The organism is Sphingomonas sp. (assembly GCF_042095875.1).
Lineage (GTDB): Bacteria > Pseudomonadota > Alphaproteobacteria > Sphingomonadales > Sphingomonadaceae > Sphingomonas.
This window is the reverse complement of the sequence record NZ_JBELMJ010000004.1, coordinates 5,801-28,850: the sequence shown is the minus strand read 5'-3', so window position 1 is coordinate 28,850 and position 23,050 is coordinate 5,801. Positions and strand designations below refer to the sequence as shown.

Here is a 23,050-nt window from a genome sequence, read left to right as displayed (position 1 = left end):
CGGGGAAGGGGCGATGACCATGCGCTGGCTGTTGATCGCGGCGACGCTGCTGCTGGGCGGCGCGACCGCTCCCCCGGCCGACCCCGCGCCGCTGCTGCTGCGCCCCGCCGGCGTGTTCGACGCGGTCGACGGGCAGGTCCACCCCGGCTGGCAGGTGCTGGTGCGCGGCGACCGGATCGCGGCGGTCGGCCCCGCGCTCGCCGTACCCGCGGGCGCGCGCGTCATCGACCTCGCGGGCGCCACGCTGATGCCCGGCATGATCGAGGGGCACGGCCACCTGTTCCTCCACCCGTACGACGAGGCGACGTGGGACGATCAGGTGCTGCACGAACCGCTCGCGCTGCGCACCGCGCGCGCGGTCGCCAACGCGCGCGCGACGCTGCGCGCCGGCTTCACCAGCGAGCGCGATCTCGGCACGGAGGGGGCGGGCTACGCCGACGTCGGGCTGAAACAGGCGATCGACCAGGGCATCGTCGAGGGGCCGCGCCTGAGCGTCGCGACGCGCGCGATCGTCGCGCTCGGCGCCTACGGTCCCAAGGGCTTTGAACCCGGCGTCACGATCCCGCAGGGCGCGGAGGAGGTGTCGGGAACCGAGCAGATGGTCGCCGCGGTCCGCCGCCAGATCGCGGCCGGTGCCGACTGGATCAAGCTCTACGCCGACTACCGCTGGCGCAGCGGCGAGGACGCGCGCGCGACGCTCAGCCTGGCGGAGATGCAGGCCGCGGTCGCCGCCGCGCACGACGCCGGGCGACCGGTCGCGGTCCACGCCTCGACCGCGGAGGGGATGCGCCGCGCGGTGGAGGCGGGCGTCGACACGATCGAGCACGGCTATGGCGGGACGCCCGCGGTCTTCGCGGCCATGGCGGCGAAGCGGATCGCCTTGTGCCCGACGCTCGCCGCCGCCGACGCCAGCGCGCGCTACCGCGGCTGGAGCGGAGCGGAGCCCGCGCCACCCGCGGTCCGTGCCGCGCGCGAGAGCTTCCGCCTGGCGCGCGCGGCCGGCGTGCCGATCTGCATGGGCGGCGACGTCGGCGTCTACGCGCATGGCGACAACGCGCGCGAGATGGTGCTGATGGCGGCGGCCGGCATGACGCCCGCGCAGGTGCTGATCGCCGCCACGTCGGGCAACGCGCGCTGGATGCGGCAGGGCGATCGTCTCGGCGCAGTGAAGCCGGGGCTGCTCGCCGACCTGGTCGCGGTGTCGGGCGATCCGACCCGCGATCTCGCCGCGCTCGGCCGCGTGCAATTGGTGATTAAGAACGGCTCGGTCGTCCCGCGCGCGGATTGACCCGCGTCTGTCCTACACGCCCGTCCCCGTGCCACCGCACGGCCGGACAGCGAGGCGGAGGCGACATGCGCGAATTGATGGAACAGGTGATCGACGCGAACGGCCGGCGCAGCACGCCCGCGCCGGGCACGCGTCCGCGCGGGCGCAGCGTCCGCGTCAACGTCGCGGAATCGCCGCTGGCGTGGCTCGCCGCGCGCGGGCTGGTGACGCCGCGGCAGAGCGAGGCGGGCGAGCGGCTGCGCGCGGACTATGAACGCGCGGCGATCACGCCCGCGGTCACGATGCGCTGGGACGCGCGCGTCGACGGCGGCGGGGGTGACGGCCTCTCCCCGATCGAGCGGCAGGTCGCGGCCAAGCGCCGCTTCGACGCGGCGATCGCGGGCGCCGGGCGCGGCCTGTCCGACATCCTGTGGCGCGTGATCTGCGCGGGCGAGGGGCTGCCCGCGGCCGAGCGCGACCTCGGCTGGCCGGCGCGCAGCGGTCGGCTGGTGCTCGGCCTCGCGCTCGACCGGCTCGCGGACCATTACCGCCTGCCGTGAACTGACCGCCGCGCCGAGGCGGCTTGCACCGACCGACCGTTCGCGCCGATAGGAAGCGTCATGCACGCTCCGTTCCTCACCGATTCCGTCCGCTGATGCTGGTGCGCTTCACCAAGTGCCACGGATCGGGCAACGACTTCCCGCTGGTCGACGCGCGCGACTGGTCGCTTTCGGAGGGCGAGTGGGCGAGCCTCGCGCGCGTGCTCGCCGCGCGCGGCGGGCCCGTGGGCGGCGACGGCATCCTCGCGCTGGTCGCGGGCGACGACGCCGCGGCGTTCGGGATGCGGATGTTCAACAGCGACGGCTCGGAGGCGGAGACGTGCCTGAACGGGCTGCGCTGCGTCGCGCGCGCCGGCTTCGCCGCGACGGGTGCCGAGACCGCGACCACGCGGCTCATGACCTCGCACGCGCAGGTCGAGCACGTCGGCGATCTCGCACCCGGCGTGTACACGGTGGCGGAGACCGCGGGCCCGGCCTCGCTCGCGACCGCCGACTGGCCGATCCGCGGTGTACCCGACCGGTTGATCGACGCGGTCGTCCCCGGCCTGCCGAGCGCGCGCGCGTTCACCGCGGTGACGATCCCCAACCCGCATTTCGTCACCTTCGTCGACGCGGTGGAGGAGGCCGAGCTCGTCGCGGTGGGCGAGGCGTGCGAGGCCGCACCCGACTGGCTGCCCAACCGCGCCAACGTCTCGTTCGTGGAGGTACGCGCGCCCGATACGCTGTTCGTCCGCACCTTCGAGCGCGGCGTCGGCCTCACCAATAGCTGCGGCAGCGCGATGGCGGCCTCGACCTACGCCGCCTGCGTCACCGGGCGCGTCGAGTTCGGACGCGAGATCACCGTGCTCAACCGCGGCGGTATGGTGCGCGCGCGCGCCGAGGTCGACGCGATGATCACGCTCCACGGCAACGCCACCTGGGAGTGGGACGGCGAGGTCGAGGTCGATCTCGCAGCCGAGCGCGCGGGCGAGGTGACGGTGCTGCGCCGCTACGACGACGAGGTCGCGGCCTGGCGCGCAGTCGCCGACCACGCTCGCGCCGAGGGCTGACACCGCCGCGACTTGCATTGGCCAGGCATCACCCGCGCGACCGCTGTCCTACAGCGTCGCTCTCGGGCTAGGGTGCGGCAAGCTCTTTCACATCGCGACCCGCCCCGACTGGCGCGACCCGTTCAGCATTGCCGTGCGATGCGCGTTGGCCTCACCTTAGCCTCACCTTTCGCCGCGGCTGACCACCCCGCGCGGCCTCCATCACCGCGCTTGCACGTCGCCGTGGTTCGGGCATGGTCGCGCCAGCCGCCATCATGGAGCCTCCCTTGCGCCCGATCTCCGCCCTCGCGCTCGCGACCACTGCCCTGCTGCTCGCCCCCGTGTCCCTCGCCTCGGCCTCGCTCGCGCAGAACAGGCCCGTACCCGCCGCCGACGCCGCCAATCCCGCCTTCACCGGCAACGACCTGTTCGGGTTGCAGATGGCGAGCGATCCGCAGATCAGCCCGGACGGGCGCACGATCGTCTACGTCCGCCGCTCGGGCGACGTGATGACCGACCGGATGCAATCGTCGCTGTGGCTGGTCGACGTCGCGACCGGTCGCCAGTCGCCCTTCGCCGCCAACGGCTCCTCGCCGCGCTGGTCGCCCGACGGCACCCGGATCGCCTATGCCGCCTCCGATAGCGAGGGCAGCCAGCTGTTCGTCCGCTGGCTGGCGACCGGCGCGAGTGCCCGGATCACCGCGCTGCCCGGCGACCCGGGCGCGCTCAGCTGGTCGCCCGACGGCCGCCGGCTCGCCTTTACCGCGACCGTGATGGGTGAGGGGACGCGCCTCGGCCACGCGCCCGACAAGCCCGAGGGCGCGAAATGGGCCGAGCCGCTCCAGGTGATCGACCGCATCACCTACCGCGCCGATGGTCCCGGCTACATCAAGCCCGGCCGCGACCACGTCTTCGTCGTCTCAGCGGACGGCGGTGCCGCGCGGCAGCTGACCTTCGGCGGTTACGACGATGCCGGCCCGCTGTCGTGGAGCGCCGATGGTGCGCGCATCCTGTTCGCGGCGATCCGCGGCAAGGACGCCGACCGCCGCGTCATGGACAGCAACCTCTACGCGGTCGACGCCGACACGGGCACGCTAACGCAGCTGACCACGCGCGACGGCCCCGACGCCTCCCCGCGCTTCTCGGCCGACGGCTCGCGCGTCGCCTGGCTCGGCTTCGACGACCGCCGCCGCGGCTACGAGAACAGCGAAATCTGGGTCGGCGACCGCGACGCCGCCAACGCGCGTGCGCTGACCCGCGCGCTCGACCGCTCGGTGGAGGACGTGCAGTGGGCGGGCAACACGCTCTACGCGACCTTCGACGACCACGGCCTGCGCAAGGTCGCGCGCGTCGGCGACGGCGGCGGCATGACCGTGCTCGCCGACAATCTGAAGGGCGGCGGGCTCGACCGGCCGTACACCGGCGGCGACTTCTCGGTCTCGCGCGGCGGGGTGGTCGCCTATACCGGCGGCGACGGCCAGGCACCCGCCGATGTCTGGGTCGCGGCGGGCGGCAAGCAGCGGCGGCTGACCAACCTCAACGCGACGATGCTGGAGGCGAAGGCGCTGGCGCCGATCCGCAGGCTCGCGGTGACCGCGCCCGACGGCCGCGCGGTCGACGCCTGGCTCGCCACCCCGCCGGGTTGGCAGCCGGGCACCCGCGTGCCGCTGATCCTGGAGATCCACGGCGGTCCTCACTCGGCCTACGGCCCCAGCTTCGCGACCGACATGCAACTCTACGCCGCGCACGGCTACGCGGTCTTGTGGACCAACCCGCGCGGCTCCACCAGCTACGGCGCCGAGTTCGCCAATCTGATCGACAAGGATTACCCCAGCGCCGACTACGACGATCTGATGGCCGCGGTCGACGCCGCGATCGCCGACGGCACCGCCGACCCGAACAATTTGTTCGTCACCGGCGGTTCGGGCGGCGGCGTGCTGACCGCGTGGATCGTCGGCAAGAACAATCGCTTCAAGGCCGCGGCGACGCAGAAGCCGGTCATCAACTGGATCAGCGAGGCGCTGACGATGGACGCGACGCTGTTCACCTCACGCTACTGGTTCAACAAGCTGCCGTGGGAGGACCCGATGGATTACTGGCGTCACTCGCCCTTGAGCCTCGTCGGCAACGTGCGCACCCCGACGCTCGTCGTGGTCGGCAGCGAGGACTATCGCACGCCGGTGTCGGAGGCGGAGCAATATTACGCCGCCTTGCAGATCCGCGGCGTGCCGACCGCGCTGGTCAAGGTGCCGGGCGCGAGCCACGGCGGCATCGCGGCCCGGCCGAGCCAGTCGGCGGCGAAGGCGTCGGCGATCCTCGCCTGGTTCGACCGTTACCGCGGACCGGGCGCGCCGGGGCAGGCGGCGGCACCGGCGGCAGCGTCGGTTCCTTCCACTTCCACGCGGTAAACCACGTCCGGCCTCAAACGTCGGGCAGCACCTGATCGGCGATGCCCCAGCCCGACAGTGCGCGGTCGTTCGCGCGTGCGATCAGCGCGTCCGCGTCGCCGACGTGCCAGTTCGCCGCGCTGTCGAGGTCGCGCAGCTCGCTCCACGTGACGGGGGCCGCCACCGGCGCACCGGCGCGCGCCCGCGCGGAATAGGGCATGATCGCAGTCGAGCCGCGTCCGTTGCGCAGGTAATCGATGAAGATGCGGCCCTTGCGCTTCGCCTTGCTCATCGTCGCGGTGAAGCGCTCCGGCTCGGCTTGCGCCAGCGCGCGCGCGAACCGCTCGGCGAAGTCACGCACCGCGGACCACTCGGCCTGCGGAGTCAGCGGCACGACGACGTGGACGCCCTTGCCGCCCGACAGGAGCGGGAAGCTCGCGAGCCCGATCTCGCCCAACTGGTCGCGCAGGAACTCCGCCGCCTTCTTCGTGTCGGCGAAGTCGAGCCCCTCGTCGGGGTCGAGGTCGAAGACCATGCGGTCGGGCCGCTCCAGCGCGTCGATACGCGAGCCCCAGCCGTGGAACTCGATCGTCCCCATCTGTACGCAGGTCAGCAGCCCCGCGGCGTCGTCGACCCACAGGTAATCCTCGCTCGACCCGTCCTTCTCTTCGACCGCGACGCGGTGCACCGCCTCGCCGAACGAGCCCGCGTCGTGCTTCTGGAAGAAGCATTGCTTCGCGCGCCCCTGCGGGCAGCGCACCAGGCTGATCGGACGGTGGCCGCTCCACGGCAGCATTATTGCGGCGACCGCGGTGTAGTAATCGGCCAAGTCGCCCTTGGTCACTTTGGCGGCGGGGTCGATGACGCGGTCGCGGTTGGTGATCTTGACCACCTCCGTGGCGGGCGTGTCGGGAACGGCGCGCGGCTGCTCCACCACCACCTCGCGCGCGGGCTTATCGCCGCGCAGGCCGAGGAAGCTCGGGTGGCGCAGCAGCCCGTCGGGCGTCTTCTCGGTGAAGGCGATCTCCGCGACCAGATCGGCGCGGACCCAGTGCGCCCCGCGCACCATTGCGCGCGGCGCCTCGACGGGCGCGGTCTTGCGCGCGCGGGCGTTGAGCTTCGCGCGCAGGTCGTTCATCAATCCTCGCGTGAACCCGGTGCCGACCTTCCCGGCGTAGCGCAGCTTGCCATCTTCGTAGACGCCGAGCAGCAGCGACTTGAACCCGCGCTTCTTGGTCGACGGCAGCCAGCCAACGATGACGAACTCCTGCCGCCGCGTGCACTTGATCTTCAGCCAATCGGACGAGCGCCCGGCGCGGTAGCGCGCGTCGGCGCGCTTCGACACCACGCCCTCCAGCTCCTCGGCGCACATCTTGTCCAGCAACTGCTCGCCGCTGCCGACGACGTGCTCGGCATAATGGAGCCGCGCGTCGTCGCCGATGATCGCCTGGAGCCGCGCCTTGCGTGTCGTCAACGGCAGCGCGGTCAGGTCTTCACCGTCTTGGGAAAGCAGGTCGAATGCGAACATCGTCATGTCGCCGCCCGAGGAGATCGCGTCCTTGAGCGTCGAGAAGTCGGGACGCCCGTCCTTGAACGCAACGATCTCGCCGTCGATCAGCGCGGACTGCACGTCGAGCTCGGCCGCGGCCGCGGCGATGCCGGGGAACTTGTCGCTCCAGTCGAGCCCGCTGCGCGTGAACACCCGGGCCGTGCCGCCCGCCACCGCCACCAGCGCGCGGTAGCCGTCGTACTTGACCTCGTGCAGCCACGCCGATCCGCTCGGCACCGTGTCGACCAGCGTGCAAAGCTGCGGCTCGGTGAAGGCGGGCGGGGCGGCATTCCTGGCGACCTTCCTGCGCGCAGGCTTCCGCTTCGCGGGTGCCTTGCCCTCGGCGATCTGCTGCATCGTGCGCCCAGTCGACACGCTGGTCAGCGCGGTCTCGACCAGCGTGTCGGTGCCACCCGCCTCCGCATCGCCGATCTTGCGCAGCAGCCAGTTCTCGCGCTTCTCCTTCGCGCGCGGTTTGAGGCGGATCAGCAGCCACTCTCCGCGCATCCGCTCGCCCTCCAGCACGAAGTGCAGGTGCCCCGCCTCCAAGTCGCGCGCGCTCTTGCCCTTGATCGGCGACCAGGTGCCGCGGTCCCACAGCATCACCGTGCCGCCGCCATATTCGCCCGCGGGGATCGTCCCCTCGAACGTGCCATATTCGAGCGGATGGTCCTCGGTCCTGACCGCCAGCCGTTTCTCGTCCGGGTCGAGGCTCGGCCCGCGCGTCACCGCCCAGCTCTTCAGCACGCCGTCGACCTCCAGCCGGAAGTCCCAGTGCAACCGCGTCGCGTCGTGCTTCTGCACCACGAAGCTGTTGCCGTGACCGCTCGCCAGCGTCCCCGCCGGCTCGGCGGTGCGCGTGAAATTGCGCTTGGCGTTGTAGCGGGCGAGCGGGTCGGCCTCGGACATGGTCGGATCAGGCGCGCTTCTTCGCCGGCGCGGCCTTCTTGGCCGCCGGCTTCTTGGCGGCGGGTTTCTTCGCTGCCGCCTTGGCCGGTGCCTTCTTCGCCGGCGCGCTGCCCGACTTGCCCTCCATCGATTTCTTCAGCGCCGCCATCAGGTCGACGACGTTCGAGGCCGATCGTCCGCCCTCGTCCTTCTCCTCGATGATCCGGGTCTTGCCCTTCGCCTTGCGCTTGCGCTCGATCAGCTCCTTCAGCGCGTCGACGTAGCGGTTGTGGAATTCCTGCGGGTCGAACGCCGCGGTCTTGCGGTCGATCAGCGCCTCGGCGAGGTCGAGCAGCTCGGCGTCGGGCTTGCTGTCGGGTATGTCGCGGAAATAACCCTGCGCGCGGTGGACCTCGTCGGCGTAGCGGAGCGTCTCCAGGATCAGCCCGCGCCCGCATGGTTTGAGGCTGACGATATACTCGCGCCCGCGCATCGCCAGCTGCCCCAGGCCGACCTTCTTGGTCCGCCTGAGCGCTTCGCGCAGCACGACAAACGCTTCCTCCGCCAGATCGTCGGCGGGCACGACGAAATACGGCTTCTCGTAATAGAGGACGTCGATCTCGCTACTGTCGACGAACTGCGTCAGCTCCAGCGTCTTCTTCGACTCGAGCTTCACCGCGTCGATCTCCTCCTGCTCCAGCAGCACGTACTCGCCCTTCTCGACCTCGAAGCCCTTGATGATCTCGTCGGCGTCAACGGGTCCGATGCCCGGCGCGACCTTCTCGTACTTGATCCGCTCGCCCGAGGGTTCGTGGATTTGGTGAAACGCGATCTGCGCGCCCGATTTGGTCGCTGGATAGATTTCCACCGGGATCGAGACCAGCGCGAGCCGTATCTGCCCCTGCCAGTAAGCGCGCGCGGCCATGCTCCACCCCTCTCGTTGCGTAAGCGATTCAAATCGCGGGCGAAGGAGTCGTTCCGCGTCGGCGCGACTTGCGCTAAGGGATGCCGCATGGCCGACGATCCCTTCTCCCTGTTCGACGCCTGGTACGCCGAGGCGAAGGAGACTGAACCCAACGATCCGGGCGCGATGGCGCTCGCCACCGCCGACGCCGCGGGTCGCCCGTCGGTGCGCATGGTGCTGCTGAAAGGCCACGGGTCCGACGGCTTCGTGTTCTACACCAACCGCGGCAGCCGCAAGGCGGAGGCGCTTGCTGAGAACATGCAGGCGGGGCTGCTCTTCCACTGGAAGTCGCTGCGCCGCCAGATACGCATCGACGGTTCCGTCAGCCTCGCCAGCGACGCGGAGAGCGACGCTTATTTCGCCACGCGCGGCCGCGACTCGCAGCTCGGCGCCTGGGCGTCAGACCAGTCGCGCCCGCTCGACGCGCGCAGCACGTTCGAGGCGCGCTTCGACGAGATGAAGGCGCGCTTCGAGGGGCAGGACGTGCCGCGCCCGCCCAATTGGGGCGGCTACCGCGTGACGCCCTACCGCATCGAGTTCTGGCAGGACCGCGCGCACCGCCTGCACGAGCGTCGCCTGTTCACCCGGGCGGGCGACGCGTGGAGCGAGGGGCTGCTGTTCCCATGACGGAGAGCGAACGCCGCCGCGTCCTGCCGATCGCGATGCGCGCCGCGCTGGCGAGCGTCGCGATGGCGCTCAGCCTGCTGATCGTGAAGGGCTACGCCGCCTGGGCCACCGGCTCGGTCGCGATGCTCGGCTCGCTGGCCGACACCGGGCTCGACCTGCTCGCCAGCCTGGTCACGCTCTACGGCGTCAAGCTCGCCGCCGAGCCCGCCGACCACGACCACCGTTTCGGCCACGGCAAGGCGGAGGCGCTCGCCGCCTTGTTCCAGGTGGTGTTGATCACCGCCTCCGCGATCGGCATCGCGTGGCGCGCGGTGGAGCGCTTCTCCAATCCGCAGGTCAACGAGGATGCGGGGCTAGGCATCGGCGTGTCGGTGCTGGCGATCGCCGCGACGCTGGCGCTGCTCGCCTATCAGCGCAGCGTTATCCGCAGGACCGGCTCGGTCGCGATCCTCGCCGACAACGTCCATTACCAGTCGGACGTCTTGCTCAACGTGGCGGTGATCGCGGCGCTGGTGCTCGACCAATATGTCGGGGTGACGGGCGCCGACCCCGTGTTCGGCATCGCGATCGCGCTGTGGCTGGTGTGGGGCGCGTTCCAGGCGTCGAGCCAGGCGATCGACATGCTGATGGACAAGGAATGGTCGGAGGACCAGCGCGCCGCCTTCATGGAGGTCGCCGCGCGCCAGCCCGGCATCCGCGGCATTCACGATTTCCGCACGCGCCGCGCCGGCAGCCACGATTTCGCGCAATTCCACATGGAGGTCGACCCCGACCTGACCGTGCGCGACGCGCACGACATCGTCGAGTCGGTCGAGATCGCGCTCCGCCGCACCTTTCCCAAGGTCGAGACGCTGATCCACCTCGATCCAGAGGGGCACGAGGACACCGACAATCCGCTGGTCGAGGCCGACGCGACGCCGCACTGGTTCGGCAAGCGGCTGTAAACTCGTCAGCCGTCAGCGGCGGCAAGCACCTCCCCGCCGAGCGACCGTAAGGACATCCCATGCGCATCCCCTTCACCCAGGTCGACGCCTTCGCCGATGAAGCGTTCAAGGGTAATCCGGCGGCAGTAATGCCGCTCACCAAGTGGCTGGACGACGACACGCTGCTCGCCATTGCGGTCGAGAACAATCTGTCGGAAACCGCCTTTCTCGTCCCCGACGCGAGCGGCGAGGCGGATTACGAACTGCGCTGGTTCACGCCCGGCGCCGAGGTCGCGCTGTGCGGCCATGCGACGCTGGCGAGCGGGCACGTCGTGCTTTCGTCCGACACCGACCGCGCGCACGTCCGCTTCCGCACGCGGCAGGCGGGCGTGCTGGAGGTGTCACGCGACGGGCACCGCTACGCGATGGCGCTGCCCGCCTGGGTACCGCAGCCGAAACCGCTGCCCGAGATCGTCGCCGGCCTGGAGCTGCCCGAGGGTGCGGTGCAGGAGACGCTATGGCACGACAAGGGCTACGCGCTGGTGGTCGTGGAGAACGAGGCGCAGGTGCGCGCGTGCGCGCCCGACATGCGCGCGCTGGCGCCGCTCGGTCCCTACGTCATCATCGTCGCCGGGCCCGGTGAGACCACCGACGTGGTCAGCCGCGTCTTCGTCCCCGCGTTCGACATCGACGAGGACCCCGTCACCGGCTCCGCCCACGCAGTCATGGTGCCCTACTGGGCCCAGCGGCTCGGCCGCGACCGGATGAGCGCGTACCAGGCGTCGGCGCGTGGCGGGCGGCTGTCGTGCCGACTGGACGGCGACCGCGTGGTGCTCGGCGGCGCGTGCGTCACCGTGATCGAGGGCACGTTCCTGCTGCCGTGAAGCGCCTCGCCGCGGCGCCGACGCCTCAGCCGCGGCGGCGCAACGTTCCCTTATCCGCGGTCTAGCCGCGGCGGCGCGCCTGCGCGTAGGTGCCGAGCACGCGCACCCATTTGGAGTGGAAGCCCAGTTCCTCCATCGCGCGGTCGAACCCGGGCTCGCCCGGCTTTCCCTCCACGTCGCAGAAGAACTCGGTCGCCGCGAAGCTGCCGCCGCGCTGGTAGCTCTCCAGCTTGGTCATGTTGACGCCGTTGGTCGCGAACCCGCCCATCGCCTTGTAGAGCGCGGCGGGCACGTTCTTCACCTCGAAGATGAAGGTCGTCATCCACGCGTCCGCGCCCACCGCCGGCCGGCTGCCGCGCGCGAGTGCGACGAAGCGCGTCATGTTGTGGTCCGCGTCCGCGATGTCGACGCCCAGCAGGTTCAACCCGTAGAGCGCGGCGGCACCCGGCGGCGCCAGCGCGGCGACGCGCGGGTCCGCCAGTTCGGCGACGATCGCGGCGGCGCCCGCGGTGTCGGGATAATTGACCGGCCGGATGCCGTGCGCCTTCAGCCAGTGGCGACACTGGCCGAGCGCCTGCGGGTGGCTCATCGCCTCCGCCACCTCGTCGCGGCTGCCTACGCCCATCAGCGCGTGGCGGATCGGCAGGAAGTGCTCGGCGGTGATGACGAGCCCCGATTCGGGCAGCAGGAAGTGGATGTCGGCGACGCGGCCGTGGAGCGAGTTCTCGATCGGGATCAGCGCGTGGGCGGCGCGGCCGTCTTTCACCGCGTCCAGCGCGTCCTCGAACGCGAAGCACGGCAGCGGCAGCGCGTCGGGGAACGCTTCGGCCACCGCGACGTGGCTGTTGGCGCCCGGCGCACCCTGGAACGAGACCGCGCGCTCGGGCTCGGCGGCGGCGGCGGCGATCATCGCCTCGACGATCGGGCGGGCGGGGGCGGCGTAATCCTGCATGGGCTCGGGGCCCGCGGGTAGGGGGCGAGGGCGCATCGCTCAAGTGCGCTTGCGGTGCCGCCAACGCTTTTCTATGGGTTGGCCACAATTAGGGGCGGTTTCACGACATGGACGATCGGAACAACACGATTGCGGGCTGGGTGCTGGCGGGCTGCGGTGCGGCGCTGGGGCTCTCGATCGTGGGTGGCATGATCTTCCACGGCGAGCGTCCGGAGAAGATGGGCTACGCGATCGAGGGCGTCGAGGAGGCCGGCGGCGGTGCCGAGGCGAAGGCGGTGCCGATCGCGTCGCTGCTCCCGACCGCGGACCCGGCGAAGGGCGCCGAGGTGTTCAAGAAGTGCGCCGCCTGCCACACGATCAACCAGGGTGGCGCGAACGGCGTCGGCCCGAACCTGTACGCGACGCTGGGCGAGGGGATCGCGCAGGGCAAGGGCGGCTACGCCTTCTCCGACGCGCTCAAGTCGGTCGGCGGTAACTGGGATTTCGAGCGCATGAACGCGTGGCTGACGTCCCCGCGCAAGTTCGCCAACGGCACCAAGATGACCTTCGCCGGCCTGTCCAACCCCGAGGACCGCGCCAACGTGATCGCCTATCTGAACCAGCAGGGATCGAACCTGCCGCTGCCCGCCGCCCCCGCACCGGGCGCGGAGCCCGCCGGCAACGATGCCGCCGTCGCCAACGTGACCGAGGCGGTGAAGGGCGATACCGCCGACCTCGCCAACACCGGAACCCCCGCGTCGGGCGCGCCGTCTATGGACCCGAACGCCAAGGACGAGAAGGCGCTGGGCGTGACTCCGCCCGCCGCCGAGCGCTGAGCCGCACCCTGACCCCGCTGATGCGCTCCAATTTGGTGATCGGGCGCATCGTTGGTGCGGCGATCGTGCTCGCGCTTCCTGGCGTTTCCGGCGCCGACGCGTTGCAGGAGCGCCTGCTCGCGGACATGCGCGCGACCCGGTCCGATGGCTTCGCGTTCCGGCAGACCACGGCGGTCGAGCGCACCGGCGCGGCGCGCAAGACTCTGGTCGAGCAGTTCGACCCGCGCCGCCCCGCGGATGCGCGCTGGTCGCTCGTCTCGGTCGACGGGCGCGCGCCCACGGCCAAGGACCTGGCGGGATGGCGCAAGATCAAGCGCGATCGCGTGCCGTCCTACGCCGAGAACGCGAAATGGTTCGCGGGCCCCGCCACCCGCGTCGACGCGAACGGCGTCACCACCTACCGCTTCGCGCGGCTGCCCGCGGGCGCGATGAAGATCGGGTCGCACGACGCGTCGGCCGACGCGCAGGCGGAGGCGATCGTCAACACGCGGGGCTCGACGCCGTTCGTCGAGCGCGTGCGCTTCACCACCACCAAGCCGTTCCGCATGATGCTGGTCGCGTCGGTGCAGAACATCACCGCGACCGCGCGCTACGCGGCGATGCCGGGCGGCGCGATCGTCCCCGCCGAGGTGGCGAGCCGGACCGCGGGATCGCTGATGGGCAAGTCGGGCGTGCTGACGACGCAGACCACCTACGATCAGGTCCAGCCGGTCCGGTAGCATCGCCCCTCCCGCGGCAGAGAGGGGCCCGCCCGCGGCGCTCAGCGCGCCGTCTGTGGTGCCTTCTCCTGCCGCTCGCGGTAGAATTGCTGCACCACGGCCCAACCCTCGGCCGCGCTCTCGACGTAGCGGAAGATGCCCAGGTCGCGCTCCGACACTACGCCCTCCTCGACCAGAGCGTCGAAATTGACGACCCGCTCCCAGAACTCGCGCCCGAACAACAGCACGGGCATCGGCTCGATCTTGCCGGTCTGGATCAGCGTCAGCAGCTCGAACAATTCGTCGAACGTGCCGAACCCGCCCGGGAACGCCGCCAGTGCGCGCGCGTGGAGCAGGAAGTGCATCTTCCTGAGCGCGAAATAATGGAACTGCGTCGACAAGGACGGGGTGACGTAGGGGTTGGGCGCCTGCTCGTGCGGCAGGACAATGTTCAACCCGATCGATTCCGCGTGCACGTCGGTCGCGCCGCGGTTGGCCGCTTCCATGATCGACGGCCCGCCGCCCGAGCACACGACGAAGTGGCGCTTCCCCTCCTCGTCCCGCGGGAAATTGGAGCATAGCTGCGCCAGCTCGCGCGCCATGTCGTAGTATTTCGACTTGGCGACCAGGCTCTCGGCGATGCGGCGGCTTTTCTCGTCGGTCGCCATGTCGAGCAATGCCTGCGCCTTGGCGGGCTCGGGAATGCGCGCCGAGCCGTAGAAGACGAAGGTCGAGCCGATGTGCGCTTCCTCCAGGATCAGCTGCGTTTTCAACAGCTCGAGCTGGAAGCGGACCGGACGCAGGTCCTCGCGCAGCAGGAAGTCCATGTCCTGGAATGCCAGGGAGTAAGCGGGGCTCTCGGTCTGCGGGGTGGAGACGCTCTGGCGGGCGGCGTCGGCATCTTGCTTGGCGCGCGGGAAGACGCGGCTGGGTACGCGAGTTTCTGTCATGCCGGGGCGATAAGCCGCGCGCGTGACGGCCGCAAGACGCGACCCGCCTAGCTGATGCGGAAGGCGCGGAACGGCGACCGGGCGGGCAACGGCACGGGTTCGAGCCAGTCGAACGCCTTGCCGTGCGCCAGCAGGTCGTAGAATCCGCCACGTGCCTTGGCGCGGTAATTGGTCGATTCCGCCATGTTGGGGCACACCAGCAGCAACGTCGCGCCGTGGCGTTTCATGATCGCGCGTGCTTCGCGCGGGGATCGGCTGAAAGCGTGCTGCACATCGAGGATTGCATCGCCGTTGCGGTGGTACGGACCCGCGATCGCGTCGTGATGCGTCAGCGTGATGAGCCGCGGCCCCAGGTCGACGAAGGTGAACACGGTCTGGCGGGGAAGCGCGTTGAGCGGCTCCATCGCAGGAACCGTCAAACAGCGCCCGGTCGCGCGGTTGACGCGCGTGACATAGGCGTTGGGCCGATCGATCGGCAGATAGCGCACCGCCAGCGTCATGAACCAGCCCGACACGAGCACGTAGGCCATCGCTGCCGCAGCGAGCTTCGCCGGCCACCAGCGCGGTGACGCGATCCATGGCAGCATCGCGACGGCGAGCGCTACCGCGCCGGGCACCGCCATCAACTGCGCCGCGGGTCCTGCGCGGGCTTGCCACAAGAGCATCAGACACGAGAAGGTGGTGAACAACGCGACGCAGGTCCAGCCGAGCAGCGCAGGGGTGCGACGCGCGCGCCAAGTGGCGAACAGCGCGCCGAGGAGGCCGATGATCGGCAGCGCGACGATCGGCGCCGCGCTGCGCAAGGGGTGCTGGTAGATCGGCTTCGCCTCGCGGACGTTGGCGAGCCAGCTGGTGTAGAGTTCGGGCGACACCTGCTCGGGGCGGGCGAGGCATTGGGGGTAGGTGTTGGCGAAGAAGGTGGCGACGACGCCCCCGGCGGCGAGTGCGGCGGCGATCCGCACTCCCCGGCTGCGCGGCGACCAGACGGAGAGCGCGAGCAGCAGCGCCGCGGCGACCACGACCGTGGAGAGATACACCGGGGTCAGCGCGTCGCAGCGCAGCACGCGGTTGGCGTAGGAGGCGAAGCCCGCGAACCCCGCCGCGGTGCCGCCGCCGAGCGACAGCGCGTAGGCGGCGAGCCGCGTGCGCTCGCCCCTGTCCCACATCCAGCGCAGCGCGGTGATCGCGCCCGCCATCGCCGCGTAGGGCAGCAGTTCGAGCCCGATGGTGAGCGAGTATGCGCTGGCGAGCCCGACGATCAGCCCGCCACGTGGCCCCTGGGGATCGCACAGCCCGGCGACCGTCAGGCACAGCATCGCGAGTTGCCAGCCGTGGTGGTCGATCCGATCGGGCATGTACATGCCGAGCGCGACGTTGGTGACGAGCACCACCGCGATCGCGAGCGGCCAGGCGAGCGGCGACACTAGCCGCCGCACGGTCGCGCCCAGCCCCAGTAATGCGAGCGACAAGGGGATCAGCGGCGCGATGCCGCACGCCAGCCGCTCGGCCTCGAGCGTGCCGACGAAGGGGCGCAGCAACAGGATCAGCGCGGCGATCGGCAGGTCGACCAGCCGGCTCCAGTGAATGTTGAAGCCCGCGGGCGGGTTGAGGCGATAGTTGGTCAAGTCGAACCAGCCCTGACCGGCGAGCAGCCCGCGCACCTGCATCAACCGCATGTTGTCGTCGGTGTCGCCCAGGCTGAGCCACTGGATCGCGGTCCAGCGCTGCCCGACGTACCAGGCCGCGATCATGATCCAAGCGATCAACGTGAGGTTGATCCAGCGGCGATCGAGCGTGGTGGCGAGGCGCGGCGGCAGCGCACGGGGCAGGATGGTCAAAACGCTTCCTTCATCGGACGGGAGCTAGTAGGTCCGCCGCCGCGCTCCTGACGCGGGGATGCACAAAGGGCAAGATGGTGGCGGCGGGCATCGATCGGTTGAACAACGGGTTGGACGGCGGATCGGACGGGCGCGGCGCGGGATCGCGCGAGGCGCTGCTGCAACTGATCCGCTTCGGTATCGCCGGCGGCATCTCGACGCTGATCTACGCCGCGGTCTACCTGCCGCTGACCGCGTGGGTATTGCCGCACGCGCAGGCCGTATGGGCGGTGCCGCCGTCGTTCCTGGTCGCGGTGACGTGCGGCTTCTTCCTCCACAGCCGGTGGAGCTTCAGGGGCCAGGGCGCGCAGTCCGCTGGACCGGCGCAGCAGGCCAAGTTCCTCTGCGTGCAGGCGAGCGGCATGGCGCTGAACGCGCTGGTCACCTGGATCGGCACCGCGCTGATGGGGCTCGACCCGTGGGTGCCGCTGTTGCCCGCGGTCGCGCTGGCGACGATCGTCACCTTTCTGCTCAACAAATATCTGGTGTTCGTCTGATGGATCGCCGCGTCTACGACCGCATGGCCGAGCATGATTCCACCCATTGGTGGTACCGCGCGCGCCGCGACATCCTGTCTGACTACGTCACGCGCGAGGGGCATCTGCCCAAGGACGCACGCATCCTGGAGATCGGTTGCGGCACCGGACACAATCTGCCGATGCTGGGGCAGTTCGGGCAAGTGGAAGCGATCGAGATCGATCCCGCCGCGCGCGACATCGCGAGCGCCCGGCTCGGCCGGCCGGTCGGCGACGCGCCGCTGCCGGTGCTGCCCGGCGTCGAGCGGGGCAGGTACGACATGGTCGCGGTGCTCGACGTGGTGGAGCATATCGCCGACGACGTCGGCGCGCTGAGGGCGATGCGCGACTGCCTGGCACCGGGCGGCAAGATCCTGATCGCGGTGCCCGCGCACCAGTGGATGTGGAGCGCGCACGACGTCGTGAACCATCACGAACGGCGATATTCGAAGAAGACGTTGATCGCGGCGATCCGCGCGGCGGGGCTGCGCCCGCGCAAGCTCGGTTACTTCAACTCGATCCTGTTCCCGCTCGCGGCCGCCGCGCGGATCGCGGGGCGATTGACGGGCCGCGACGACAGCGACGATTCGCCCCCCGCCGCGCCGGTCAACGCGCTGTTCGAGCGCGTCTTCCGCGTCGAGCGGCACCTGGTCGGGCGCGTTCCGATGCCGATCGGCCTCTCCATCCTGTGCTTCGCGGAGCCTGCCTGACCTGATCGGCCCGAGACGCTGACCTGCTCCCCCTGATGAGGGGCTGAGAGTGCGGCGGTGATGTTTCGTGTCGGGCCGACCCACCCCCGACCCCTCCCTTCTAGGGAGGGGGGGGAAGAAGGGCGCGGTCAGGCGCCTCTTGCACCACGCCCGCGAAGCCGCCACGGCGCGGCGCATGTCCGATATCCTGCCGCCGCCGCCCGCTGACCTGTTGCTGAATGCCAGCCTGTTCCTCGATTTCGACGGCACATTGGTCGAGATCGCCGCGACACCCGACGCGGTGGACGTGTCCGAGACGCTGCGGCAACTGCTGCGCGACCTGTCCGCGCGCATGGGTGGCCGCGTCGCGATCGTCAGCGGGCGGTCGGTGGCGGAGATCGGCGCGCTGATCGACCCGGTCGCGCTGACGGTCGCGGGCAGTCACGGGCTGGAGATCGCGGCGGCGGGCGAGCCACCGGTCAAGCCCGAGCGGACCGCCGGGATCGACGCGGCACTGGAGCGGCTGAACGCCTTCGCCGCGGATCGCCCGGGCGTGCTGGTCGAGGACAAGCCGTTCGGCGTCGGGCTGCACTATCGTCAGGCGCCCACCGAGGAGGCGGAGGCATGCGAGCTGGCACGGCAACTGGCCGCTGAGCACGATCTGCACCTGCAGCTCGGCAAGATGGTCGCCGAGCTGCGCCTGCCCGGCGCGGACAAGGGCAGCGCGTTGAAGACGTTGATGGCGGAACCCGGACGTGCGGCCACGCGTCCTGTGTTCATGGGGGATGACGTAACCGACGAGGCGGCGTTCGCCGCCGCACGCGAGCTTGGTGGAGCCGGTATCCTGGTCGGCCCGGCGCGCGAGACGCACGCGCGCTACCGATTGGACGACGTGGCCGCCACGCTCGCCTGGCTGCGCGCCGGCGCGGAGGCACTGGCATGAGCGATCTCGACCTCTGGCCGATCGGCAATTGCCAGGTCAGCGCGCTGGTCGATCGCGCCGGCCGCTTCGTGTGGGCGTGCGTGCCGCGCGTCGACGGCGACCCGTTGTTCTCCGCGCTGCTCGGCGGCGACGAACCGGAAGGCGGGTTCTGGGACATTGCGGTCGAGGACTCGGTGTCGGTCGAGCAGCATTTCATCCGCAACACACCCGTGCTCGTGTCGCGCCACACCGACAAGCACGGCGGCGTGATCGAGGTGACCGACTTCTGCCCGCGCTTCATGCGCAACGGCCGCACCTATCGCCCGGTCGCCTTCGCGCGCACCGTCAAGCCGATCTCGGGCAGTCCCCGACTGCGGATGCGGCTGCGCCCGACCTGCGGCTGGGGCGGCACCTGCCGCGAGCAGGTGGGCGGATCGAACCACGTCCGCTTCCTGCTCGACGCGATGGCGATGCGGCTGACCACCGACGCGCCGATCGGCATGGTGCAGGGCGAACGCTCGTTCCGCGTCGAGCGGCCGCTGCACTTCTTCCTCGGCCCCGACGAGAGTTTTGCGGGCGAGTTCGCCAGCACGCTCGACCTGATGCTGCACGACACGGTGGGCGAGTGGCAGCAGTGGGTGCGCGGGCTCGCCGTTCCGCTCGAATGGCAGGAAGTGGTGATCCGCTGCGCCATCACGCTCAAGCTGTGCCAGCACGAGGAAACGGGTGCGATCGTCGCCGCGCTGACGACGTCGGTGCCCGAGCACGCCGGGTCCGAGCGCAACTGGGACTATCGCTACTGCTGGATACGCGACGCCTATTACACGGTGCAGGCGCTCAACCGGCTGGGCGCGCTCGACGTGCTGGAGGGGTATCTCGGCTACCTGCGCAACATCGTCGATGCGGCCGGTGACGGCGACGACGACGGCCACATCCAGCCGCTCTACGGCGTGCTCGGCGAGCCCAACCTGCCCGAGCGCGTCGCGCCGCTGCTGCCGGGTTATCGCGGGATGGGGCCGGTGCGCGTCGGCAACCAGGCGGCGGAGCAGATCCAGCACGACGCCTACGGGCAGATCGTGCTGTGCAGCGTGCACGCCTTCTTCGACCACCGCCTGTTCCGTCCCGCCGACGCCGCCGATTTCGAGCGGCTGGAGCACGTCGGCGAGCGCGCGTGGAAGTTCTACGACCAGCCCGATGCCGGCCTGTGGGAGCTGCGCACGCGCCAGAGCGTCCACACCTATTCCTCCGCGATGTGCTGGGCGGCGTGCGACCGGCTGGCGAACGCGGCCGAGCGGCTGGGGCTCGCCGAGCGCCGGACCTTGTGGGCGGAGCGCGCGAACACCATCCGCGACGTGATCGAGCGGTCGGCGTGGCGCGAGGACACGCGGCGGATGTCGGCGACCTTCTCGGGCGACGACCTGGATGCGAGCGTATTGCAGCTGCTCGACCTGCGCTTCTTCGCCGCCGACGACCCGCGCTTCGTCGACACGCTGGAGGCAATCGAGAAGGGGCTGCGGCGCGGCTCGACGATGCTGCGCTACGACACCGAGGATGATTTCGGCCTGCCCGAGACCGCGTTCAACGTGTGCACCTTCTGGCTGATCGAGGCTTTGTTCCTGACCGGCCGCCACGACGAGGCGCGCGCGCTGTTCGAGGAGATGCTGTCGCGCTGCACCGCCGCCGGGCTGTTGTCGGAGGACATCGACCCCGTCAGCGGCGAGTTGTGGGGCAATTATCCGCAAACCTACTCGCTGGTCGGCATGATCAACTGCGCGGGGATGCTCAGCAAGCCGTGGAGTGCGATACGATGACGCGATCGACCGAGAGCCGCCTGATCGTCATCTCCAACCGCGTCAGCGCGCCCAAGGGGTCGAATTCGGGATCGCAGGGCGGACTGGCCGTCGCGCTGGCGGCGGCGCTGCGCGAGAATGGCGGCATCTGGTTCGGCTGGTCGGGCGAGGTGACCGACCAGTTCACCGGACAGATCAACTTCCAGCGCGAGCAGGGGGTGACCACCGCGGTGGTCGACCTGGAAGAACAGGACGTCGAGGAATATTACGAGGGCTACGCCAACCGGACGCTCTGGCCGCTGTTCCACTACCGCATCGACCTTGCCGAATATGAGCGCGAGTTCGCGGGCGGATATCAGCGCACCAACGAGCGTTTCGCCGACACGGTGCGCCCGCTGATCGAGCCCGACGACCTGATCTGGATACAGGATTACCACATGTTCCCGCTCGGCGCCGAGCTGCGCAAGCGGGGGTGCCAGAACCAGATCGGTTTCTTTCTCCACATCCCGTGGCCGCCGCGCCGCCTGCTCGGCACGCTGCCGGGGGCGCAGGCGCTGGTCGCGTCGATGTTCGAGTATGACCTGATCGGGTTCCACACGCAGGAATGGCTCGAGTCGTTCTGCGATTACGCGACGCACGAGATGGGCGCGACGATCGAGGACGGGTGCGCGACGCTCGGCGACCGGCGCGTGCGGTTGATCGCCGATCCGATCGGGATCGACGCGAAGGAGTTCGCCGAAGCGTCCGCCGGGGTGCAGGCGCGGCTCGCGTACCGGCGCATGCGCGATTCCGCCGACGGGCGCGACATGATCGTCGGCGTCGACCGGCTCGATTACTCCAAGGGGCTGGAGGAGCGTTTCTCGGGCTACGAGCGCTTCCTGATCGAGCATCCGGAGGAGCGCAAGGAAGTGTTCCTGCTCCAGATCGCGCCGCCCAGCCGCGTGTCGGTGGAGACCTACCGCCGTATCCGCAACTCGCTGGAAGGGCTCGCGGGGCGGATCAACGGCGAATATGCCGACGTCGACTGGGTGCCGATCCGTTACGTCAACCAGGGCTACCCGCGCGACGTGCTGGCCGGCATCTACCGCGCGGCGAAGATCGGGCTCGTGACGCCGTTGCGCGACGGCATGAACCTCGTCGCCAAGGAATATGTCGCGGCGCAGAACCCGGAGGATCCCGGCGTCCTGATCCTGTCCAAGTTCGCCGGCGCGGCCGAGCAGATGGGCGAGGCGCTGCTGATCAATCCGTACAGCGCGGAGGAGATCGCCGACGCGATCCAGCAGGCGCTGCGGATGCCCAAGGAGGAGCGCATCCAGCGCTGGCAGGCGTTGATGGACGGCGTGCAGCGCGAGGACGTGACGTGGTGGGCGTCGCGCTTCCTCGACGCGCTCAAGCAGGCGCGTCCGACCGTGCCGGCGTGATCGCAACGTCGGCGCGGCGGCGCAGGATCGCGTCGGGCATCTCGCGCTTCACGTAGTCGAGCAAGGCTTCGCGCACGTCGCAGCGCAGGTCGAACGCCGTGGCGGCGTCCTTGGCGGTCATCAACCCGCGCACCTCGATCGACCCGTCGGGCTTGGTGTCGGTCACCTGCAGGTTCCAGAAGCGTCCGTCCCAGCGCGGGTTCGCGGTGATGATCGCGCCCGCCTGCTCGCGCAGTTGTGCGATGTCAGCGGCGGGATCGAGGTACCAGAACACGCTGCCCATCAGCTTGGCGGATTGCTGCGTCCAGTTCTGAAAGCTGTGCTCCAGGAACTTGGACACGGGCACCACCAGGCGGCGCTCGTCCCAGATCTTGACGATGACGTAGGTCAGCCGGATTTCCTCGACCCGCCCCCATTCTCCCTCGACGATGACGACGTCGTCGAGCCGGATCGGTTCGGTGATCGCCATCTGCACGCCCGCGATCAGGTTCTTGAGCGCGGGCTGCGCGGCGGCGCCGACCGCGATGCCCGCTACGCCTGCCGATGCCGCCAGCGTCACGCCGAGCGCGCGGACGCTGGGGATGCTCATCAGCATCATGCAGATCGTCACCATCACGATCGCGAAGGCGCCGATGCGCTGCAGGATGCCCAGCCGCGTCCGCCGGCGCCGCGCGCGCAGATTGTCCTCGACGCTGATGTCGGCCTTGCGCGACAGGATATCGACGACATTGCCGAGCGTCACCACCGCGAACCAGCCGACCAGTCCCGGGATGACGAGCCCCGCGACGCGGCCCCACAATGTCGCCTCCGAGCGGGTGAGGTGGAGCAGCGGCTGGATCGAGGCGAGCGCCACCGCGATCAATATCCAGCGCGCCAGTCCGCGCGAACGCTCGATGATCGTCGCGCCACCCTCGCTGTCCCCGCGACGCGCGGCGCGCGCGAGCAGCGCGAAGCCCGCCGCGTGGAGCAGGATCGCGGTGAGCACCGCCAGCGCGACGATGCCGACGTCGCCGAGCCACGTCGGGACGTCGGGCAGGTCGCGCCAGTATCGGGTCAGGTTCGCTTGCCTCATGGTGGCAACGAACGGCGCGTGAGCGGGGGCGTTCCGGGGCGGAGGCGTTGTCGTGTCGGGGACGCGATTACGTGGTGTGAAAAGGGGTTGGATCGGGGCTCGCCGGTATCGGATGCGAGGGGGGAATGCGGCGCGGGCGGATCGGGTGAGGTTTGTGACGAGGAGCGGCAGGTTATCTTTGGTCTGTTTCGCTCAGGCGGCCGCGGCGCGGGAGTTAATCCCGCGCCGTCGAACGTGGCGCGGTTGCGCCACGTCGGCCGGGCCGGCGCGTC

20 protein-coding genes are annotated in these 23,050 nt (G+C 70.3%); 14 read left to right on the top strand and 6 right to left on the bottom strand.

Features of this window, described 5'->3' with window-relative positions; all coding sequences use genetic code 11:
* The first annotated feature begins 19 nt into the window (after positions 1-19).
* The 4 genes from ACFDS6_RS02550 to ACFDS6_RS02535 all read left to right on the top strand — a co-directional run bounded on the left by ACFDS6_RS02550 (position 20) and on the right by ACFDS6_RS02535 (position 5,263).
* Positions 20-1,288, top strand: coding sequence for an amidohydrolase family protein (locus tag ACFDS6_RS02550; RefSeq protein WP_375270618.1), 1,269 nt, complete (start codon positions 20-22; stop codon positions 1,286-1,288).
* 65 nt (positions 1,289-1,353) lie between these two features.
* Positions 1,354-1,827, top strand: coding sequence for a DUF6456 domain-containing protein (locus ACFDS6_RS02545; RefSeq protein WP_375270539.1), 474 nt, complete (start codon positions 1,354-1,356; stop codon positions 1,825-1,827).
* A 95-nt stretch (positions 1,828-1,922) separates the two neighbouring features.
* The gene (gene dapF / locus ACFDS6_RS02540; RefSeq protein ID WP_375270538.1) at positions 1,923-2,876 is read left to right on the top strand and encodes a diaminopimelate epimerase; all 954 of its coding nucleotides are present in this window, start codon (positions 1,923-1,925) and stop codon (positions 2,874-2,876) included.
* A 254-nt stretch (positions 2,877-3,130) separates the two neighbouring features.
* Entirely contained in the window at positions 3,131-5,263 is a 2,133-nt protein-coding gene (locus ACFDS6_RS02535) for a prolyl oligopeptidase family serine peptidase (protein WP_375270617.1), read from the top strand.
* A 13-nt stretch (positions 5,264-5,276) separates the two neighbouring features.
* Here the strand turns inward: ACFDS6_RS02535 and ligD are convergent, their stop codons facing one another.
* Positions 5,277-7,700 carry a DNA ligase D gene (gene ligD / locus ACFDS6_RS02530; protein ID WP_375270537.1) on the bottom strand — a complete coding sequence of 808 codons (2,424 nt, stop codon included), beginning with the start codon at positions 7,698-7,700 and terminating at the stop codon, positions 5,277-5,279.
* Between the two features lie 7 nt (positions 7,701-7,707).
* Positions 7,708-8,604, bottom strand: a complete 897-nt coding sequence (locus ACFDS6_RS02525) for a Ku protein (protein ID WP_375270536.1) — start codon at positions 8,602-8,604, stop codon at positions 7,708-7,710.
* An 87-nt stretch (positions 8,605-8,691) separates the two neighbouring features.
* On the opposite strand from ACFDS6_RS02525, the gene pdxH reads away from it, so the two are divergent.
* From pdxH to ACFDS6_RS02510, 3 genes are read left to right on the top strand one after another with little or no spacing between them, the layout of a single operon-like run.
* On the top strand, positions 8,692-9,270 hold the full coding sequence (gene pdxH, locus ACFDS6_RS02520) for a pyridoxamine 5'-phosphate oxidase (protein WP_375270535.1): 579 nt from the start codon (positions 8,692-8,694) through the stop codon (positions 9,268-9,270).
* A complete protein-coding gene (locus tag ACFDS6_RS02515; protein ID WP_375270534.1) occupies positions 9,267-10,214 on the top strand; it encodes a cation diffusion facilitator family transporter in 948 nt (315 codons plus the stop codon). The genes pdxH and ACFDS6_RS02515 overlap by 4 nt, the downstream gene beginning before the upstream one ends.
* Positions 10,215-10,273: 59 nt before the next feature.
* Positions 10,274-11,077, top strand: a complete 804-nt coding sequence (locus ACFDS6_RS02510) for a PhzF family phenazine biosynthesis protein (protein ID WP_375270533.1) — start codon at positions 10,274-10,276, stop codon at positions 11,075-11,077.
* A gap of 61 nt (positions 11,078-11,138) precedes the next feature.
* Here the strand turns inward: ACFDS6_RS02510 and ACFDS6_RS02505 are convergent, their stop codons facing one another.
* Positions 11,139-12,029 carry a prephenate dehydratase gene (locus ACFDS6_RS02505; protein ID WP_375270616.1) on the bottom strand — a complete coding sequence of 297 codons (891 nt, stop codon included), beginning with the start codon at positions 12,027-12,029 and terminating at the stop codon, positions 11,139-11,141.
* A 107-nt stretch (positions 12,030-12,136) separates the two neighbouring features.
* Between ACFDS6_RS02505 and ACFDS6_RS02500 the strand changes: the two genes are divergently transcribed.
* The gene (locus ACFDS6_RS02500) at positions 12,137-12,844 is read left to right on the top strand and encodes a c-type cytochrome (RefSeq protein WP_375270532.1); all 708 of its coding nucleotides are present in this window, start codon (positions 12,137-12,139) and stop codon (positions 12,842-12,844) included.
* Between the two features lie 20 nt (positions 12,845-12,864).
* On the top strand, positions 12,865-13,563 hold the full coding sequence (locus ACFDS6_RS02495; protein WP_375270531.1) for a hypothetical protein: 699 nt from the start codon (positions 12,865-12,867) through the stop codon (positions 13,561-13,563).
* Between the two features lie 41 nt (positions 13,564-13,604).
* Here ACFDS6_RS02495 and ACFDS6_RS02490 read toward each other — a convergent pair whose 3' ends face one another.
* Both ACFDS6_RS02490 and ACFDS6_RS02485 read right to left on the bottom strand, forming a co-directional pair.
* Positions 13,605-14,492 carry an LOG family protein gene (locus ACFDS6_RS02490; protein WP_375270530.1) on the bottom strand — a complete coding sequence of 296 codons (888 nt, stop codon included), beginning with the start codon at positions 14,490-14,492 and terminating at the stop codon, positions 13,605-13,607.
* Positions 14,493-14,539: 47 nt separating this feature from the next.
* Positions 14,540-16,330 (bottom strand): AcrB/AcrD/AcrF family protein, encoded by a 1,791-nt coding sequence (locus ACFDS6_RS02485; RefSeq protein WP_375270529.1) that lies wholly within the window; start codon positions 16,328-16,330, stop codon positions 14,540-14,542.
* Between the two features lie 77 nt (positions 16,331-16,407).
* Between ACFDS6_RS02485 and ACFDS6_RS02480 the strand changes: the two genes are divergently transcribed.
* The 5 genes from ACFDS6_RS02480 (at position 16,408) to otsA (ending at position 21,706) form a co-directional block, all read left to right on the top strand.
* Positions 16,408-16,866: a GtrA family protein gene (locus ACFDS6_RS02480; protein WP_375270528.1), complete on the top strand. Its 459-nt coding sequence runs from the start codon at positions 16,408-16,410 to the stop codon at positions 16,864-16,866.
* Positions 16,866-17,594 carry a class I SAM-dependent methyltransferase gene (locus tag ACFDS6_RS02475; RefSeq protein WP_375270527.1) on the top strand — a complete coding sequence of 243 codons (729 nt, stop codon included), beginning with the start codon at positions 16,866-16,868 and terminating at the stop codon, positions 17,592-17,594. Before ACFDS6_RS02480 ends, ACFDS6_RS02475 begins: the two co-directional genes overlap by 1 nt.
* Positions 17,595-17,769: 175 nt before the next feature.
* Complete coding sequence (gene otsB / locus ACFDS6_RS02470; protein WP_375270526.1) at positions 17,770-18,516, top strand: trehalose-phosphatase; 747 nt, start codon at positions 17,770-17,772, stop codon at positions 18,514-18,516.
* Complete coding sequence (locus ACFDS6_RS02465; RefSeq protein WP_375270525.1) at positions 18,513-20,306, top strand: glycoside hydrolase family 15 protein; 1,794 nt, start codon at positions 18,513-18,515, stop codon at positions 20,304-20,306. The genes otsB and ACFDS6_RS02465 overlap by 4 nt, the downstream gene beginning before the upstream one ends.
* The gene (gene otsA / locus ACFDS6_RS02460) at positions 20,303-21,706 is read left to right on the top strand and encodes an alpha,alpha-trehalose-phosphate synthase (UDP-forming) (RefSeq protein WP_375270524.1); all 1,404 of its coding nucleotides are present in this window, start codon (positions 20,303-20,305) and stop codon (positions 21,704-21,706) included. The genes ACFDS6_RS02465 and otsA overlap by 4 nt, the downstream gene beginning before the upstream one ends.
* Here otsA and ACFDS6_RS02455 read toward each other — a convergent pair.
* Positions 21,675-22,778 carry a mechanosensitive ion channel family protein gene (locus ACFDS6_RS02455; protein WP_375270523.1) on the bottom strand — a complete coding sequence of 368 codons (1,104 nt, stop codon included), beginning with the start codon at positions 22,776-22,778 and terminating at the stop codon, positions 21,675-21,677. The two genes, otsA and ACFDS6_RS02455, sit on opposite strands and share 32 nt — an antisense overlap.
* Positions 22,779-23,050: the final 272 nt, after the last annotated feature.

Bases quoted from the DNA above. Each gene is read 5' to 3' on its own strand.
- ACFDS6_RS02495 (WP_375270531.1), top strand. From the start codon at position 12,865: ATGCGCTCCAATTTGGTGATCGGGCGCATCGTTGGTGCGGCGATCGTG.
- otsB (WP_375270526.1), top strand. From the start codon at position 17,770: ATGTCCGATATCCTGCCGCCGCCGCCCGCTGACCTGTTGCTGAATGCC.
- otsA (WP_375270524.1), top strand. From the start codon at position 20,303: ATGACGCGATCGACCGAGAGCCGCCTGATCGTCATCTCCAACCGCGTC.
- ACFDS6_RS02475 (WP_375270527.1), top strand. From the start codon at position 16,866: ATGGATCGCCGCGTCTACGACCGCATGGCCGAGCATGATTCCACCCAT.
- ACFDS6_RS02525 (WP_375270536.1), bottom strand. From the start codon at position 8,604: ATGGCCGCGCGCGCTTACTGGCAGGGGCAGATACGGCTCGCGCTGGTC.
- ACFDS6_RS02515 (WP_375270534.1), top strand. From the start codon at position 9,267: ATGACGGAGAGCGAACGCCGCCGCGTCCTGCCGATCGCGATGCGCGCC.
- ACFDS6_RS02455 (WP_375270523.1), bottom strand. From the start codon at position 22,778: ATGAGGCAAGCGAACCTGACCCGATACTGGCGCGACCTGCCCGACGTC.
- pdxH (WP_375270535.1), top strand. From the start codon at position 8,692: ATGGCCGACGATCCCTTCTCCCTGTTCGACGCCTGGTACGCCGAGGCG.
- ACFDS6_RS02465 (WP_375270525.1), top strand. From the start codon at position 18,513: ATGAGCGATCTCGACCTCTGGCCGATCGGCAATTGCCAGGTCAGCGCG.
- ACFDS6_RS02510 (WP_375270533.1), top strand. From the start codon at position 10,274: ATGCGCATCCCCTTCACCCAGGTCGACGCCTTCGCCGATGAAGCGTTC.
- ACFDS6_RS02550 (WP_375270618.1), top strand. From the start codon at position 20: ATGCGCTGGCTGTTGATCGCGGCGACGCTGCTGCTGGGCGGCGCGACC.
- ACFDS6_RS02545 (WP_375270539.1), top strand. From the start codon at position 1,354: ATGCGCGAATTGATGGAACAGGTGATCGACGCGAACGGCCGGCGCAGC.
- ACFDS6_RS02500 (WP_375270532.1), top strand. From the start codon at position 12,137: ATGGACGATCGGAACAACACGATTGCGGGCTGGGTGCTGGCGGGCTGC.
- ACFDS6_RS02505 (WP_375270616.1), bottom strand. From the start codon at position 12,029: ATGCAGGATTACGCCGCCCCCGCCCGCCCGATCGTCGAGGCGATGATC.
- ACFDS6_RS02490 (WP_375270530.1), bottom strand. From the start codon at position 14,492: ATGACAGAAACTCGCGTACCCAGCCGCGTCTTCCCGCGCGCCAAGCAA.
- ACFDS6_RS02535 (WP_375270617.1), top strand. From the start codon at position 3,131: ATGGAGCCTCCCTTGCGCCCGATCTCCGCCCTCGCGCTCGCGACCACT.
- ligD (WP_375270537.1), bottom strand. From the start codon at position 7,700: ATGTCCGAGGCCGACCCGCTCGCCCGCTACAACGCCAAGCGCAATTTC.
- dapF (WP_375270538.1), top strand. From the start codon at position 1,923: ATGCTGGTGCGCTTCACCAAGTGCCACGGATCGGGCAACGACTTCCCG.